We start from the raw sequence: 16,614 nt of genomic DNA on the forward strand, positions 1-16,614 counted from the left end.
GCGTTTCTCCTTTTTCTGTTTGTAACTTTTTATTCCCCAATAAAAATTTACCCCAACCCAAAACAATGCATCCAACATTGACTTTGTAAAGCCTGTAATGATATGATAGCCTCATCATAAATGAAAGGATGCGATTTATTTTGGCAAATCCAATAGTAACAATTACAATGGAAAACGGTGATGTTATAAAGGCTGAGCTGTACCCGGACATTGCTCCTAATACAGTTAATAACTTTATCTCACTCGTAAAAAAAGGCTTTTACAATGGTTTGAACTTTCACCGTATCATCAATGGTTTCATGATTCAGGGCGGATGCCCGGAAGGAACCGGAATGGGCGGACCAAACTATAGCATTAAAGGTGAATTCTCACAGAATGGCTTCAAGAACGACCTGAAGCACACTGAAGGTGTTCTCTCCATGGCTCGTTCCATGCGACCGGATTCTGCAGGTTCCCAGTTTTTTATCATGCACAAGGCCGCTCCTCATTTAGACGGTGCATACGCTGCATTTGGCAAAGTAATCGAAGGAATGGATGTTGTAAATAAGATTGCAACAACCCGAACAACTTACGGTGATCGTCCTGTAAAAGAACAGAAAATGGCTTCCGTAACTGTTGACACATTTGGTATTGATTACCCGGAACCTGAAAAAGCCTGACTAAAATTCAGTATAAACTAAAACAGCCATTTTGGGAACAAATATTTCTCCAAAATGGCTGTTTTTTTTGCTTTTTTCTGTAACCCGGCACAACGATTCTCAACCGTCTCAGGTGAACTTATTTTTCGTTCAGATCCACATTCCAGAAGCCGTCTAATGTAGCAAAATAATCATCCGGTGTCTCTGCCCTGCGGATCAGTTTGGTACTGCCGTCTTCACAGAGGAGAACCTCTGCGGATTTCAGTTTGCCGTTATAGTTATATCCCATTGCAAAGCCATGTGCACCTGTATCATGAATTACCAGAACATCTCCCATATCGATCTTTGGAAGCATACGATCAATCGCAAATTTATCATTATTCTCACACAGCGAACCTGTTACATCGTATTTGTGGTCGCATGGTTCATTCTCTTTACCAAGAACTGTAATATGGTGATATGCACCATACATGGCAGGCCGCATCAGATTAACTGCACATGCATCTACACCGATATATTCCTTGTGTGTATGTTTCTCATGAATCGCTGTTGTGATCAAATGGCCATAAGGAGCCAACATGAATCGTCCAAGCTCTGTGTAAAGGGCTACGTCACCCATTCCTGCAGGAACCAGGATCTCCTCGTATACCTTTCTTACGCCTTCGCCGATCGCAAGGATATCATTCGGCTCTTTATCCGGTGTATACGGAACACCTACGCCGCCTGACAGATTGATAAAGTCAAGCTTTACGCCTGTCTTTTCCTTAATCTCAACCGCTACCTCAAATAAGGTTCTTGCAAGAACCGGATAGTAGTCATTCGTCACTGTATTGCTTGCAAGAAATGCATGCATTCCAAATCTCTTTACACCTTTGCCCTTCAGGATACGATACGCCTCAATGATCTGATCCTTGGTCATGCCATACTTGGCATCTCCGGGGTTGTCCATGATCGTTGTGGAAATAGAGAAGGTTCCACCCGGATTATATCTGCAGCAGATCTTCTCAGGAATTCCTGCTGTCTTTTCAAGGAAGTCAATATGTGTGAAATCATCCAGATTGATCGTTGCACCAAGCTTCTTAGCAAGAACAAATTCTTCTGCCGGCGTATCATTGGATGAAAACATGATCTCGTCTCCGGTAAATCCCAGTTTATCTGACATCATAAGCTCTGTCAGTGATGAGCAGTCCGTACCGCATCCCTCTTCCTTTAAGATACGAAGAATAGTAGGATTTGGGGTCGCCTTTACCGCAAAGAACTCCTTAAATCCCTTATTCCATGAAAATGCCTGATATAACTTTCTTGCATTTTCTCTGATTCCTTTTTCGTCATAAAGATGAAATGGTGTTGGGTATTTCTTAATCATCTCATCAACCTGTGCTTTTGTTACAAATGGTGTCTTCATGATCATCTTACCTTCCTGTTGTATTTTGTAATTCCGACTATATATTTAAGCACACACATCTGGATTTGTAAAGAATACATATCAGATTCTGCATTCTTTATCTGTATAATACCACGATCTGTGATCTCTTTATGCATTATTCTCGGCTGCAACAAGGTTATCGCTCTTATGCTTCTTACGAAGGAGCGGCTTCTCGATCTTACCGGTTGCATTTCTCGGTACATCCTCAAAAATAATTCTTCTTGGTCTCTTGTATCTTGGAAGCTCCTTGCAGAATTCATTGATCTCATCTTCGGTACATTCCACACCGTCCTTTGTCTCGATGATCGCTGCCGTGATCTCACCAAGTCGTGGATCTGCAAGTCCTATAACTGCTACGTCTTTGACCTTTGGATATTTACTCAGGAAATTCTCGATCTGTACCGGATAAATATTCTCACCACCGCTGATGATAACATCCTTCTTACGGTCAACCAGATAGATGAAGCCATCTGCATCCTGCTCTGCCATATCTCCGGTATACAGCCATCCATCCTTTAATGTTTCAGCCGTTGCTTCCGGATTCTTATAATAACAGGTCATAACGCCAGGTCCCTTTAATAGCAGTTCTCCAACATCTCCCTGCTTCACATCTTTACCATCTTCATCTACGATACGCACCTGCCAACCATATCCCGGCACGCCGATTGCACCAACTTTATCGATATTCTCTACGCCCAGATGTACCGCACCCGGTCCGATAGACTCTGACAGACCATAGTTTGTATCATACTGGTGATGTGGAAAATATTCTTTCCAACGTTTGATCAGGCTCTGTGGAACCGGCTGTGCTCCGATATGCATCAGTCTCCATTGATCCAGCTTATAATCTGATAATTTTACTTCACCTGATTCTAATGCCAGCAGCAGATCCTGTGCCCATGGTACTAACAGCCATACAATGGTACACTGTTCATCGGATACAGTTTGAAGAATCGTCTTTGCATTAACACCCTTTAACAGAACTGCTTTTCCGCCTGTGATCAGGCTTCCGAACCAATGCATCTTTGCACCTGTATGATATAAAGGCGGAATACATAAGAATACATCATCCTTTGTCTGTCCATGGTGCTTCTGCTCAACTGTAGCTGCATGCATCAAGCTCTCATGGTTATGTAAGATTGCCTTTGGAAAACCTGTTGTTCCTGATGAGAAATAGATCGCTGCATCGTCACTGTCTTTAATATCTCTCTTTTCAAATGTACTGGAACAGTTTGCTGTCAGCTTGTCGTAGTCCTCTGCAAATGTTGGGCAGTTGCCACCGGCATATAACAGAATACGCTTCTCTGCGATCTCATCTACAACTGTCTCAACTCGCCCGATAAATTCAGGTCCAAATACAAGTACATCCACATCCGCAAGCTCTACGCAGTATTTGATCTCCTCTGCATCATAACGGAAATTAAGCGGCACTGCCAAAGCTCCTGTCTTTAATGCTCCAAAATAGATTGGAAGCCATTCCAGACAGTTCATCATCAGGATACCGATCTTATCTCCTTTCTGGATTCCCCTGGAAACCAGAAGATTTGCAAAACGATTGGCTTTCTCGTTAAATACATTCCATGTGATCTCCCGTCTATACTGACAGGTTGGATTCGCCTCGATCAGCTCATATTCTCTCCATGTCACTCTTCTCGTCTCTGTGACATCCGGATTAATCTCAACCAGCGCTACATCATCCCCAAATTCTCTGGCATTTCTTTCCAGATAATCTATAATTGGCATACCTATATTCCTCCGTATATTACAACTTTTTCGCTCAAACGCTTTAACGCGTTAAACATCCATACCCTTTAGTATACTCAATCTCATCCGAATACACAAGCAGTTTTTTCTATAAATAATATCAGCTCAGGATTTATCTCTTTATATCTCCGGGTTCATTGCTGCTTTCAAGAAATCAATATACCGGTTCATGAGATTATTTCCACAGAATAATGTAATAGCCAGACCTACGCTTAAGAAAGGGCCAAATGCAAAATGATCGTTTTTACCATGCTTCTGCGAACCAGACAGATCACGCCATAGATTCCGCCAAGGATCAGTCCGATAAAGAAACCAACTACTGTTGCCTTCCAGCCAAGCAAGAAGCCGGCAGCAAACATCAGCTTGATATCTCCGCCGCCAAAGCCTTCCGGAATAATAAGAACGATCAGATATAACGGAAGACTGATACAGATCATACCGATCAGTCTGGATACGATCGTAACCCCATCCATTGCAAGGAACTCAGATCCCGGAGCTGCATCGGACACGAACTGAAGGATCAGAGATACCACACCCATCACGAAAATAATGACATTCAGTATAAACGGGATCTCCATGGTATCCATATCTATAAAGGTCACTACCGTAAGAACCGCCAGAAACAGGAAATAAATAATCCCCTGTAACCCCATTCCGAAAAATCCGGTAAATAAAACTGCTGCCAGACCACCAAATATAACGATCCCTGCATTTCTGAACTTTCCCGGTTCATGCAGCCGCTCTAACTGCTGTTTCTCCGGTATCCGGTAGATCACCTTTGTCAGCAGATAGAAGATCACCATACCTGCAATAAAAAATCCAAGGCAGGCTGCCACCCTGCCAACTGTTCCTGATATCTCCAACCACGTCATATGCTTATACCCCTTTCACCTTTCATCTGTTTATAATTGCCTGCAAATCACCATTTTTATCTCACATGATTCATTCCGGCATGAACTTTACAACTATTTATTTCTATCGCATAACCACATTATATACTTCACGCTTTGGAACGCCACGGTCTGCTGCCGCCTGTTTGATCGCATCCTTCTTCGTCATGCCCTGTTTCTCATACATGGCAACATGTTCTTCTATCGTCATCGAAAGAAATTCCTGCTGCTTTTCTGCTTTTGCCGCAGCCACATCCATGCCCTCGATCACCATCACATATTCACCTCTCGGCTCATGCTCTGCATAATAGGCGATCGCTTCCGACAACAGAAACTGTTCGATTGTTTCATGCCGCTTCGTAAGTTCCCGGCAAAGTGTGATCCTGCGGTCACCAAGTGTATCAAATAATTCCGCAAGTGTCTTCTGCAGCCGGTGTGGTGCTTCATAGATCACCATCGTTCTGGTCTCATCCTTTAATTCTGCAAGAACCTCTGCCTTTTCTTTCTTGTCCTGTGGCAGAAATGCTTCAAATGTAAACCGTCTGGTCGGCAATCCCGATGAGATCAGCGCCGTGATACAGGCGCATGCCCCCGGTACAGCTGTTACGGTTACTCCTGCTGCAAGTGCCTGCCGTACCAGCTCCTCGCCCGGATCCGAGATACCCGGCGTTCCTGCATCGGTTATAACAGCAATATTTGTTCCTGCAAGAAGCTTGTCCACCAGAACCTTCGCCTTATCATATTTATTAAATTCATGGTAACTGGTCATTGGCGTTTTAATCTCAAAATGGTTTAACAGCTTGATACTGTTTCTCGTATCCTCTGCTGCGATCAGATCCACTTCGGACAGTGTACGCACCGCCCGGAATGTCATATCCTCGAGATTCCCGATTGGTGTAGCGACCAGATATAATATACCCGCCATGTAGATTCTCCTGTTCTGTCTGTTTTATTTCTTTGCTTCTCCTTCATACGTGGCAAGAAGCTGTTCCGTGTAAACGCCCGGTTCTTTATAGACGATCAGCGGCGGCTCGATCTTGATTCTGGAATTACCGCCCTTTACGCCCTCTACGATCACCATATTCGGTTCTTTATCAATATATGGATGAATGAGCTGCATCCGCTTCGGTTCCAATCCATTTGCAAGCAGCCCTTCAAAGATCTCCGCCAGCCGGAATGGTTTGTGTATCATATAGAAACTGCCGCCCGGCTTCAGCAGATATGCTGCTGCTTCGATCACATCCGAAAGCGTCACGCAGATTTCATGTCTGGCAATATTCTTCGGTTCATCCGGATTCGTCAGTCCATGATTTCCGCTGATATATGGAGGATTCGATGTCACAATATCAAAAAAGGCCTTCCTGTAATTACAGGAGACCTCTCTGATATCTCCATGATCGATTCGAACCTTCTGTTCCAGATCATTTAATCGGACACTTCTTCCAGCCATCTCTGCACAGGCATCCTGAATCTCCAGACCGATAAATTGGCAGGTGCCGTCAGACGGCTCTTTTGCCGCCAGCAGGATCGGTATCACACCGGTTCCTGTTCCCAGATCCATGTACATGCCATCCCGTCTGTGCTTTACAAAATTTGCAAGCAGCACCGCATCCATACCAAAGCAGAACATATTCGGATTCTGTATGATCTGATGTCCCTTGCATTGCAGATCATCGATTCGTTCATCAGGGAGAAGATCAATCATCAAACTTGGATTTCCCTCCCTTATCTTCCAGTGCTTCCAATGCCTTATATTCTTCGTCGCTGATACGCTCTGTACTTCTGCGTTTCTTCGGCTTGAATTTTAATTCACTGACCGGATATTCCATAACCTCTTTATTGTCATCCTTATCCGTAACAACAATCCTTACCTTCTGGCGAAGAACGCTTACAGATAAGACTTCACCTTTGTTTCCATCTGTTGTACGGACAAAATCGCCAACATTTGGAAGTTTTTCATTCAAATATTCATATGTGTCCTGTTCATGCTTCAGGCAGCACATCAGTCTGCCGCACACACCGGATATCTTTGTCGGATTCAGAGACAGATTCTGTTCCTTTGCCATCTTGATCGATACCGGAACAAATTCCGAAAGATGCTTATGGCAACACAGCTCCCTGCCACAGATACCGATACCGCCGACCATCTTGGTCTCATCACGGACACCGATCTGCCGGAGCTCAATCCTGGTCTTGAATACAGATGCCAGATCCTTTACCAGCTCACGGAAATCAATTCTTCCATCTGCTGTAAAATAAAACAGCACCTTGTTATTATCAAATGTATACTCCGCCTCGATCAGCTTCATATCAAGCTTATGCTTTGCGATCTTTTCTTTACAGATCACAAATGCTTTTTTGCTCTTTTCCTTGTTGTCTTCATTTTTCTTCTTATCTTCATCTGTAGCTACTCTTATGATGGTCTTTAAAGTAGATACGATCTTGCCATCGTCTATATTTCTCTTTCCCAGAACCACTTTGCCGAATTCAACGCCACGGGCAGTCTCCACGATAACAAACTGTCCACATTCTACATCATGATTTCCCGGTGAGAAGAAATAAATCTTGCCGTTCGGTCTGAACCGGACTCCTATGATCTCTTTCATTATTTATTCTCCTTTATAGTCAGAAGCATAAGTTCCATAGCCACATCAAAATTAACATTTGCTTCCAGACGAATCTTCGCCTTATCCATCGCCTTTAAAACATTCTCGATACCCTCATAGGAAATGTGAGCTGACTGTTTGCGGATATCTGTATAATATTCCTTAAACATCAGTCGTCCGGCATTTCCTGTGATCTTTAACATCAGGATGTCACGATACCACATCATCATCAGATCAATATAATCACTGATCTTCAGCTTATGATGGTTCATATTCTTGATCGCAAATATAATATCATCGACTGTCATATCCGGGATCCTGCAGAGAACGCCTGTTACATCCTCTATGATCTCTTTATATTCTTCACTGGTCGCAAGCCGGATCGCCTTACCCAGATTTCCCTGCGCAAAGTCCATACAGAAATCTGCTTTTTCCTTTGGAAGCTTCAGCTCATTCATCAGGTAATCCAGTACATCCCGCTCTCTGACAGGCTTGATATTCAGTACGATACATCTGGAAATGATCGTCGGAAGGATCTTGTCAATATTGCTGGTCAGCAGGAAAATGATCGCATACTCCGGTGGCTCCTCGATTGTCTTGAGCAGAGCATTCTGTGCATTTGCATTTAAAAGCTGTGCATCGTCGATCACATAGATCTTGTACCGGCTGCTATACGGTTTGATCGTTATATCTTTATTTACCTGATCACGAATCTCCTCTACCGAGATCACATTTGGCTTGTCATGTGTGACCCATGTAACATCCGGCTGATTATCCGTATCCATCTGCTTGCATGATCTACACTTGCAGCATGGTTCCGTTCCGCCTTCTTCACACTCCAGAGTCTTGATTATGGCACGCGTCAGAGTCTTCTTTCCGCTGCCTTCTTCTCCATTTATGATATAGCCCTGGGATACCTTTCCCATCTCTATACTTCTCTTAAAATGCTGGATTATATCCTCATGTCCGATAATTTCAGAAAATTCTATCATGCTATTCTCCTTGCTTATGCTATGGTCTTGCCAGCCATTTTTCTACATACGAAGTTATTATATCATGTATTGCCTCTTTTGGCAAAGCTGCATCGACTTTTACGATACGATCGGGACTCATTTCTGCAAGACTTCTATAACCCTCAACAACCTTCTTATGGAAGTCCAGACTTTCCTGTTCCATACGGTCAAGCTCTGCCTGATTTTTCTTTCTGGCAATACCGACTTCTGCATCCAGGTCCATTAAAAATGTCATATCCGGCAGGATGCCCTGCAAGGCAAATTCATTTACTTTATAAACGGTATCAATTCCAAGTCCCCGTCCGATTCCCTGATATACGGCTGATGAATCCACAAAACGGTCTGCGATAACTGCTTTGCCTGCAGATAATGCCGGCTTGATATTCTCCTTTACAAGCTGTGCTCTCGCTGCTGCATATAATAACAGCTCTGTCATATATCCCATCTCTGTAAAATCTTTATTCAAAATGACCTCACGGATCGCTTCACTGACAGCATTTCCGCCCGGATCTCTGGTGATAAGTACATCATATCCCTTTTTATTCAGATAATCCTTTAACAGTTCGATCTGTGTTGTCTTACCGGCTCCGTCCGGACCTTCCATCGTTATAAATATTCCCTGCATATATTCCATGCTCCTTTATGTGTTTAATCATATTTGTAAATGAATGATCGTCATCTAAACATCTGAACTTTTGATGTTTTCTTTACCGCACAGGTTCTGTAACCGGAATATAGATCCCATCCGTCTGATATTCGACTCCGATCATATTCAGACCAGTTTCCACCATCTGCGTAATATCCCGGATCACCTGCCCGTCGATCTTCTCGCCCGGTGTTATAACTGCAATTCCAGGTGGATATGCATATACATAATCTGCCGCTATGCTTCCTTCCGCCTCTGCCAGCTTCTCTCTGCTGCTATCCAGTCTCCACGCTGCTCCCGGCGTCATAACCTGCTCCGGCAGATGAAACCCTGTACTACATAAAACGGCATTCTCCATATCCGGTAGCACCGACATGGAATCTGCATGGTTCATCTGATCTGCATTTCTTCCTGCTTTATCCGCTGCTTCTGTCAGCTCCGAATCTATATGTTTCAATATCTCATAGAGATGCTCAAATGCCTTTTTCTTATCTGCAAATGAGGTCATCAGGATCACATGATGCGTTCCTGCCATCTCAACCACCTGCTGATATTCCGCCGCTAATACATGCGCAAGCCACGGTCCTGTAGCCGGAATGTCGTTTCGGCTGTCCGTTCCCGGTTCTGCCGGGTGCACACCTGATACAGTAAACACAAGCTTACCTTTATCATAAGCATAACATGTCTGCTTCGGTTGTAACAGTCTGATATGCCTCAGTTCCTTACATTTTTTTCGAAAATGCTTTAGTCGTTTTCTATATGCATCAAATACTTCCGGATGATTCCCCGCATATACGACTGCTTTCTCCATGCTCTGTGTGAACAGATAAGAGGGTGATGATGTCTGAAAAATATGCAAATACCGCTCCACCTTCGGAACCAGCTCCTTCCGGTTCACATGAAGAAGTGCTGTCTGTGTCAGTGAAGGAAGCGTCTTATGCGTACTCTGTATGACCAGATCTGCTCCTGCTGCGACCGCTGACAGATTTCGTTTCGGCAAAAACGGGAGATGTGCTCCATGTGCCTCATCTACGATCAATGGAATATTATATGGCTCAAGCACATTTTTAATCCCACAGATATCTGATATCACGCCCTCGTACGTTGGGGATGTGATAACAACCACAGCCGGCAGCCTATCCGTTTTTTTTAGTTCATTTAATGCCTGTTCCATCTGTTCCGGTGTGATATCTGCAAATATATCCGTTCCCGGCAGCAACTCCGGTACGACATATTCCGGCTTCAGATTCAGAAGACTGACTGCATGGCAAACCGATTTGTGACAATTCCGTCCCATCAACACAGATGCCCCCTCCGGTGCACAGGCATACAGGGCTGTCAGGATGCCTCCGGTGGCTCCATTTACCATCATATAGGTTTTCTCCGTACCATAAAACCGCCGCATCTGCTCCAGACTGTCCTTCATGAACAGCTCCGGTTCATGAAGATCGTCCAGCCCTTCTGCTTCCGTAAAATCCCGGAGAAACATATTTTCCCAGAAATCATCTTTAAATACATCCTGCCTTTTATGTCCCGGCATATGCCATGGGTAATAATCCCCTTTCCTGTATCTGTCCAGATATTGATTAATATATTCTTTCAAGCTGATCTCTCCTGTTCTATAAGAAGAAAGACCGGAGAATCTTATCTGCAAAAAAAACCCTGTTCTCTGCAAATAAAACCATCCAGTCTCCATCCTTCATCTTTAGCTGCCAATTATATTATGTATCATTTCCAGCTGACTGCGAAGTGCTTCTACATCGATCTGCCCCGGTGCAGAAGGGATTCCCGCAGTTGCGAATGAGATACAATTTCCGTACATTTCTCCGGTCGTTCTTGTGGATACACCAAGCTCACCCATCGAAATAACGATCAATGGTGTCTGATTTCCAGATTCCTGAAGCTCCTTTGCAGCCTGCATCATATCAACAACCTGCGAGCCATCTTCCGGCATCATTGCAATCTTTGCAATATCTGTTCCGGTATTGATCATATCTTTAAACCGGTTTACGATCTGCTCCATCGGTAGCGTAGTCTTAAAATCATGATTCGATACGATAACCTTTACGCCATGTGCATGTGCTGTCTCGATCACTTCCGTCACGAATGGAATATCATAGAAATATTCTACATCGATCAGATCCGCATATCCGCTTTTGATCACATGCAGAAGCATTTCCCGGTACTGATCCGGTGTAATATCATGACTGCCGCCTTCACTTCTGGTACGAAATGTGAAAATGATCGGGAACTCAGATAACTTATCCTGAATCTTTTCCAGCGTCTTTGTTAATATATCCATATCCAGACAGTCCTCAAAGCAGTCTGCCCGGAATTCTACCAGATCTGTCTTAGATCTTTTGATCGTACGGATCTGCGCATCTACATCATAGTCTGTCGGTGCAACCATCGGTACGCAGATCTTAGTTGCGCCCTCACCGATCCTTACCCTTTTCACTTCTACTACATTCATATCATCTGTGCTCCCGGAATTCTTTTCTCCTGCTATTTCTGTATATCAATGACCTGATCATTTACAAGCTCATCTGCTATGGCTGTTATATCTGCCTTTACTTCTTCGCCTTCTCCGTCTGCCCATACATTGACATTTACAACCAGGTAATCCTTGTCGTTGACAGGATAGAAGTAATAATAATCACGGATATTTGTTCCGTAAACTTCTGAATTTATTACATAGCAGTCCAGTGTCTGGCCATTTGCACCTGTAACCTGCTCCATCTTCTTATCAACTACTTTGCCATCTTCTCCAAGATAATCAAAATATGCTTCAAAGTTCTCGCATTCTTTTTCTTTATCACAGTCCGGTGTCAGTGTGTAGTATACATTGTACTTATCATTGTAAATATCAACTTCAGAATCATCTGCATATCCACGGTCATAGCCGGACGGATCCTTGATCGCGATCGTATAGCTGTCGCCTGACATCTTGATGCCGGAATAATCCTGATCATCAATATCAGCACTGTCTACGACCATCTCAGAATCATCCTCAATGTCTGAGATATCTCCAAGATCAATATCAGAAGATGTCAGATCTCCAAGACTGATATCATCCTTTATATCTGCTGCTGAACCAAGTGCCTTTTCCCATGCAGATGCAATCTTTTTCAGATTGTCTGTGTTCATATTATTCTGCATGTAATCATCCGTCATTTCTGTATAATCAATCACATTCTTGGAAGGATCCGGCGTCTTAATCTCAGTACCAAGATCACCTAATTTAATCTCACCGCTCAGGTCTGCATATACGATAGAATCACCATTTGTTACCTTCAGGGAATCTATAGCAACTGTATAGGACTTTCCTTTGTTGATATCCTTCAGGCTTCCTGTCAGATCATAAGCAAATACAGGCTGTTCTGCTGCTGAAACTGTCATATGGCTCTCAAATGCATTTGTTGATTTTACAAATGAACTGTTCTGTGTAAGGGTTGCGGTCGTTTCTCCATTTACAACAACTGTCTCTTCCAGCTTCTTTGTATATGAACCCTTGCCATTCTCACTCTTGTCACTGATCGTAACAGATGCAAGTTCTTCTTCATCCTTTGTAACAGAAAGTGCTGCATAGATATCATCAGCCGGACTGTCTGTACCCATAAAGTCAACTGCCAGTGAGGCCTCCGCATTAAGTACAGTAAACTTGTAATCCATACCCAGTTTAACAACTTCATTATGCTTTACATATACATTTAATACAAAATCTCTTGAGAACAGCATACCATAATAGGTTGGTACATAATTAAATATCTGTGCAAGATCTGATCTTGTTATGTCAGCAGACTCAAGCTGCTCATCTGTTATAAATTCAGATGCATATGCATTCAGATAATTACATAATGCGGTAACATATGCCTTTACATCTGCAGTTGGAAGTGTAACTGTATACTGTTTACAGGAAACAGAATCTCCATTGTGATTCTCTACTGTTGCATTTCCGACCTTATCAAAAGAAATTGCCTTCTTAAGATCCTCATTTGCAGGAGTCATATATTTCTCATACAGCTCCTTCACTTTATTCTGTGTATCTGTATCAAGATCAGATGTATCAAGTGCATCCATCATAGATGCCAGATCCATCTTAAACACATCATTGTATAATTCCGGCAATTCAAAATAAATCACCCGGTCAACACAATACACACTTGCGGATAATGCCTGATCTGCGATCGAAAGAGAACCATTCAGATTCATATTATATGAATTGTCACTCTGCTTCTCAAATGCACCATTCAGATCCAGATTAGATCCTGCGATACCATCCATCTGATAGATACTATTGACTGTCATATTGACATCAAAATCCATCTTGTCATCACTGAATTCTGAAATACCGGTTGCCTCCTCCACCGGAGATTTATCTACCGTATCAGTAATTGTTTTCTTGATCGAACTCTTGATCACTTCTTCCGGTGTTTTTCTTACAAGGAAGAATACAACAGCAACAATTGCAGCAACTAATACCACTGCGATAAGTGAGATCAATGCGATCTTGCCGCCTTTTTTCTTCTTTGGTGCAGGAACCTGATATGGAACCTGATCTCCATATGCATTCATTTCCGGCTGTACATAACCGCCATTGCCTGCGTCTGCATTATAGTCTGCATAGCCACCCATATTCGGATCCGCATTATAACCGCCATATGCATTTCCATTTGGATCTGCGTTGTAACCGCCATATGCATTCCCATTTGGATCTGCGTTGTAATTGGCATATTCCCCATTATTCGGAGCTGCCTGATAACCGTCTGGATTTTCTGGAAATCCCTGATTCATATTATTTTCGTCCATTTGTCTTTCCTTTCATAATAAATATGTTACAGAAATCAGCTTTCTGTTTATATTTGTCTTAAGCCCTGACAAATCTTACATTAGTAGATATCTCCGGATTTGTCAAAGCATTTGCCTGATTTTAATTTACTTTTAATACCTCTATATTCCTTTAATCCTCATCAGACAAGCCAAGCTGCCCGATCAGGCTCTTCGGAACATACGCCTCCACGAAAATGCCATCCTCCAGATATTCTTCTGTGATCATTTCGCCATATTTTCGGATAAGCCCCGGTTTTCCCGCTTCCTGATAGGAAAATGTATGGCGGATATAGGTTTTCTGATCCCGGAGAACTCCTTCGATCACCGACAACAGCTCCGGTATACCTGCTCCGGTTCTTGCCGACATATAAACCATACGATCCGCTCTCAGATCCTTGATCGATGACTGATCGGCATCCTCCGGCAGCTTATCGATCTTGTTAAATACCGTGATCACCGGCCGGCCTTTCTCGTCATCAATATTCAACTGTCTGAGCGTTGTATATACTGTAGCAACATGATCATCCCAGTTCGGATCCGATGCATCCACCACATGAAGGATCACATCACTGTATCTGGCTTCTTCCAGTGTTGACTTGAATGCCTCTACCAGATGATGCGGAAGTTTTCGGATGAATCCGACTGTATCCGTAAATAACACCTGCTGCCCCGCCGGAAGCTCCGCATTCCTTGTTGCAGGATCCAGTGTTGCAAATAGCTTATCTTCCTCCAACACTCCGGCATCCGTCAGTTTGTTCAGCAGAGTGGATTTTCCTGCATTCGTATATCCTACGATGCTGATAACCGGGATTCCGGTCCGGCTTCTCTGCTTTCGCTGTTCCGTCCGTCGGTTTTCCACCTGCCGCAGATCCGCTTTCAGCTTGGATATACGGTCTCTGATCACTCTTCGGTCAATCTCCAGCTTTTTCTCACCAGGTCCTCTGGTTCCGATTCCACCACCCAGACGTGACAGGGAATCCCTCATTCCGACCAGTCTGGTCGCACGGAACTTCAACTGTGCAAGCTCGACCTGCAGCTTGCCTTCATAACTGCCTGCATGTGCCGCAAATATATCAAGGATGACCATTGTACGATCCATAACCTTGATCTCCAATGCATCCTGCAGATTCATCAACTGTGCCGGCGACAACTCATCGTCACACACCACTCCGGTCGCATCATACATTGCGATCATGCTCCGAAGCTCTTCTACCTTTCCTCTTCCAAGATACAGGTCACTGGCTGCCCGGTCCCTGCTCTGGATCAGACGTCCAACCGACTGTGCTCCTGCTGTCTTTAACAGCTCCTCCAGTTCGTCCAGCGACTTTTCTGTTTCAGAAACCTCCACACCATCCATCGCTGCAGCAAACAGGATAACCCGTTCCTCTGTTTCCGCCAGAACCTCGTAGCCGGTTTTCTGTTCATTTTCTGACTTAATCTCCAATTATGCTTCTCTCCTTTATATCAGGATATCTTCAACCATTGTTTATTCCAGTTCGATCCATATTGTATAACTTTCGGATCGGTTGCCTGCCGCATCTTCTGCGTAACAGGATATCTCATAGCTTCCCGGTATATCCTCCACCCTGGAAAGATCTATAACAAGCTCTGCATCCTCTGTTGTATCCTTCTCTGGTGTCCATCTGTATTGGATGATCTGTTTTTCATTGTCATAAGCAGTAATATTTCTGGCGATCAGGTCTGCCAGTTCTTCTTTATCTCCATGATATCCGGCCAGATATAACCGGTCTGGCAGCATCGTAATAACCGGAGCTTCTGTATCAACAACCCGGATAAATATATCCCGCTCTATTTTCTTTCCATTGTCATAGAAAGAATACGCTAACTTATATTCCCCCGGTATCTGATTATCCACCGTACCATCTACCATAAGCCGGTCTGTTACATTCTGTCTGTCCGATGAAAATGCCATGACACCTGTTCTGCTGTCAAACGGTTCACCAATCTTGATCGTATGATCCTCTGCGCCATAGATCGCTGCCGTTCCTTCATACGGGCTGCCATCTGCCGTATCTGTCGGATCCCATCCGGTTTCAGACACATCTGCAAATGTATATGGCTGCTGCGGTCTGCCAAGCGGTCCCGGATAGTCACTGTTAAACAGATAAACCTGTGTTCCCGGCAGACAGTTCTCATAGATCCACTTGACATCTGCCACACATAACCGGATACAGCCAAGGGATGCACCCTCACCAAGCTTGTTATATTCCCATGTTTCCAGCTTATCATGTTTATTTTCTGTATATGGCACAGAATGGAAATAAATTCCTCCATGAATCTGATATGCATATTGTCCATATACATTTCCCTGCAGAAACGCCCATTCCAGACGCTTCTCTGTCGTCGTAAACAATCCGACCGGTGTTGTATCATCCAGTGAGATCGAGCACCGCATTGCTCTTACCGGCACTGTATAATATCCCTCATCATCCAGACTGTATACCGTTACGATATTCAGTGTCCGGTTGATCCTGATCGCATAAGGCATCCCGTTATCATCCAGCCGCAGACCATTATATTCCTGTTTCTGCGGAAGCTCTGCAACTTCAAGGATCTCTGCCTCTCTTGTCAGATGAAGTACCTCCTGCAAGGTCTCTGTTCCCTGCCCGGTTCCATCCTCCGGTGTTGCCTCTTTATATATGGATATCTTTCTTCTGCTTGTTTCTCCTGCTCTTGTAACAGCCATCACTCCGATACCCACCAGTACCAGAATGTAGACTGCAAAAAATAAAAAGCCTTTTTTCTTCATATGTGACCAGACCTTCCAGTTATTTTATTCT

Annotated in this window: 14 protein-coding genes; 1 reads left to right on the forward strand and 13 read right to left on the reverse strand. The window is 43.7% G+C overall.

Annotation, left to right across the window (positions count from 1 at the left end; translation table 11 throughout):
- Positions 1-140 precede the first annotated feature (140 nt).
- Entirely contained in the window at positions 141-659 is a 519-nt protein-coding gene (locus DXA07_RS00410; RefSeq protein ID WP_021944557.1) for a peptidylprolyl isomerase, read from the forward strand.
- Positions 660-777: 118 nt separating this feature from the next.
- Here the strand turns inward: DXA07_RS00410 and DXA07_RS00415 are convergent, their stop codons facing one another.
- The 13 genes from DXA07_RS00415 to DXA07_RS00475 form a co-directional block, all read right to left on the reverse strand.
- Positions 778-2,043, reverse strand: coding sequence for a diaminopimelate decarboxylase (locus tag DXA07_RS00415; protein ID WP_179960555.1), 1,266 nt, complete (start codon positions 2,041-2,043; stop codon positions 778-780).
- A 129-nt stretch (positions 2,044-2,172) separates the two neighbouring features.
- Positions 2,173-3,807: a class I adenylate-forming enzyme family protein gene (locus tag DXA07_RS00420; protein WP_117784635.1), complete on the reverse strand. Its 1,635-nt coding sequence runs from the start codon at positions 3,805-3,807 to the stop codon at positions 2,173-2,175.
- A 233-nt stretch (positions 3,808-4,040) separates the two neighbouring features.
- Positions 4,041-4,700 carry an A24 family peptidase gene (locus DXA07_RS00425; RefSeq protein WP_243015387.1) on the reverse strand — a complete coding sequence of 220 codons (660 nt, stop codon included), beginning with the start codon at positions 4,698-4,700 and terminating at the stop codon, positions 4,041-4,043.
- A gap of 103 nt (positions 4,701-4,803) precedes the next feature.
- Entirely contained in the window at positions 4,804-5,643 is an 840-nt protein-coding gene (rsmI, locus tag DXA07_RS00430; RefSeq protein ID WP_118482849.1) for a 16S rRNA (cytidine(1402)-2'-O)-methyltransferase, read from the reverse strand.
- Positions 5,644-5,667: 24 nt separating this feature from the next.
- Positions 5,668-6,423, reverse strand: coding sequence for a tRNA1(Val) (adenine(37)-N6)-methyltransferase (locus tag DXA07_RS00435; RefSeq protein ID WP_173783781.1), 756 nt, complete (start codon positions 6,421-6,423; stop codon positions 5,668-5,670).
- Positions 6,416-7,324 carry a stage 0 sporulation family protein gene (locus tag DXA07_RS00440; protein ID WP_118482851.1) on the reverse strand — a complete coding sequence of 303 codons (909 nt, stop codon included), beginning with the start codon at positions 7,322-7,324 and terminating at the stop codon, positions 6,416-6,418. The genes DXA07_RS00435 and DXA07_RS00440 overlap by 8 nt, the downstream gene beginning before the upstream one ends.
- A complete protein-coding gene (locus tag DXA07_RS00445; RefSeq protein WP_118482853.1) occupies positions 7,324-8,316 on the reverse strand; it encodes a DNA polymerase III subunit delta in 993 nt (330 codons plus the stop codon). The genes DXA07_RS00440 and DXA07_RS00445 overlap by 1 nt, the downstream gene beginning before the upstream one ends.
- Positions 8,317-8,335: 19 nt before the next feature.
- The gene (gene tmk, locus DXA07_RS00450; protein ID WP_117822480.1) at positions 8,336-8,962 is read right to left on the reverse strand and encodes a dTMP kinase; all 627 of its coding nucleotides are present in this window, start codon (positions 8,960-8,962) and stop codon (positions 8,336-8,338) included.
- An 82-nt stretch (positions 8,963-9,044) separates the two neighbouring features.
- Entirely contained in the window at positions 9,045-10,586 is a 1,542-nt protein-coding gene (locus DXA07_RS00455) for an aminotransferase class I/II-fold pyridoxal phosphate-dependent enzyme (protein ID WP_182429549.1), read from the reverse strand.
- Positions 10,587-10,688: 102 nt separating this feature from the next.
- Positions 10,689-11,456 carry a type I 3-dehydroquinate dehydratase gene (aroD, locus tag DXA07_RS00460; protein ID WP_021944359.1) on the reverse strand — a complete coding sequence of 256 codons (768 nt, stop codon included), beginning with the start codon at positions 11,454-11,456 and terminating at the stop codon, positions 10,689-10,691.
- 32 nt (positions 11,457-11,488) lie between these two features.
- Positions 11,489-13,792, reverse strand: a complete 2,304-nt coding sequence (locus tag DXA07_RS00465; protein WP_118482857.1) for a hypothetical protein — start codon at positions 13,790-13,792, stop codon at positions 11,489-11,491.
- A 151-nt stretch (positions 13,793-13,943) separates the two neighbouring features.
- The gene (hflX, locus tag DXA07_RS00470; protein ID WP_348980709.1) at positions 13,944-15,257 is read right to left on the reverse strand and encodes a GTPase HflX; all 1,314 of its coding nucleotides are present in this window, start codon (positions 15,255-15,257) and stop codon (positions 13,944-13,946) included.
- 42 nt (positions 15,258-15,299) lie between these two features.
- Entirely contained in the window at positions 15,300-16,583 is a 1,284-nt protein-coding gene (locus DXA07_RS00475; protein ID WP_118482859.1) for a L,D-transpeptidase family protein, read from the reverse strand.
- Between the last annotated feature and the right edge of the window lie 31 nt (positions 16,584-16,614).

The organism is Clostridium sp. AM54-37XD, from assembly GCF_003478225.1.
Lineage (GTDB): Bacteria > Bacillota > Clostridia > Lachnospirales > Lachnospiraceae > Coprococcus > Coprococcus ammoniilyticus.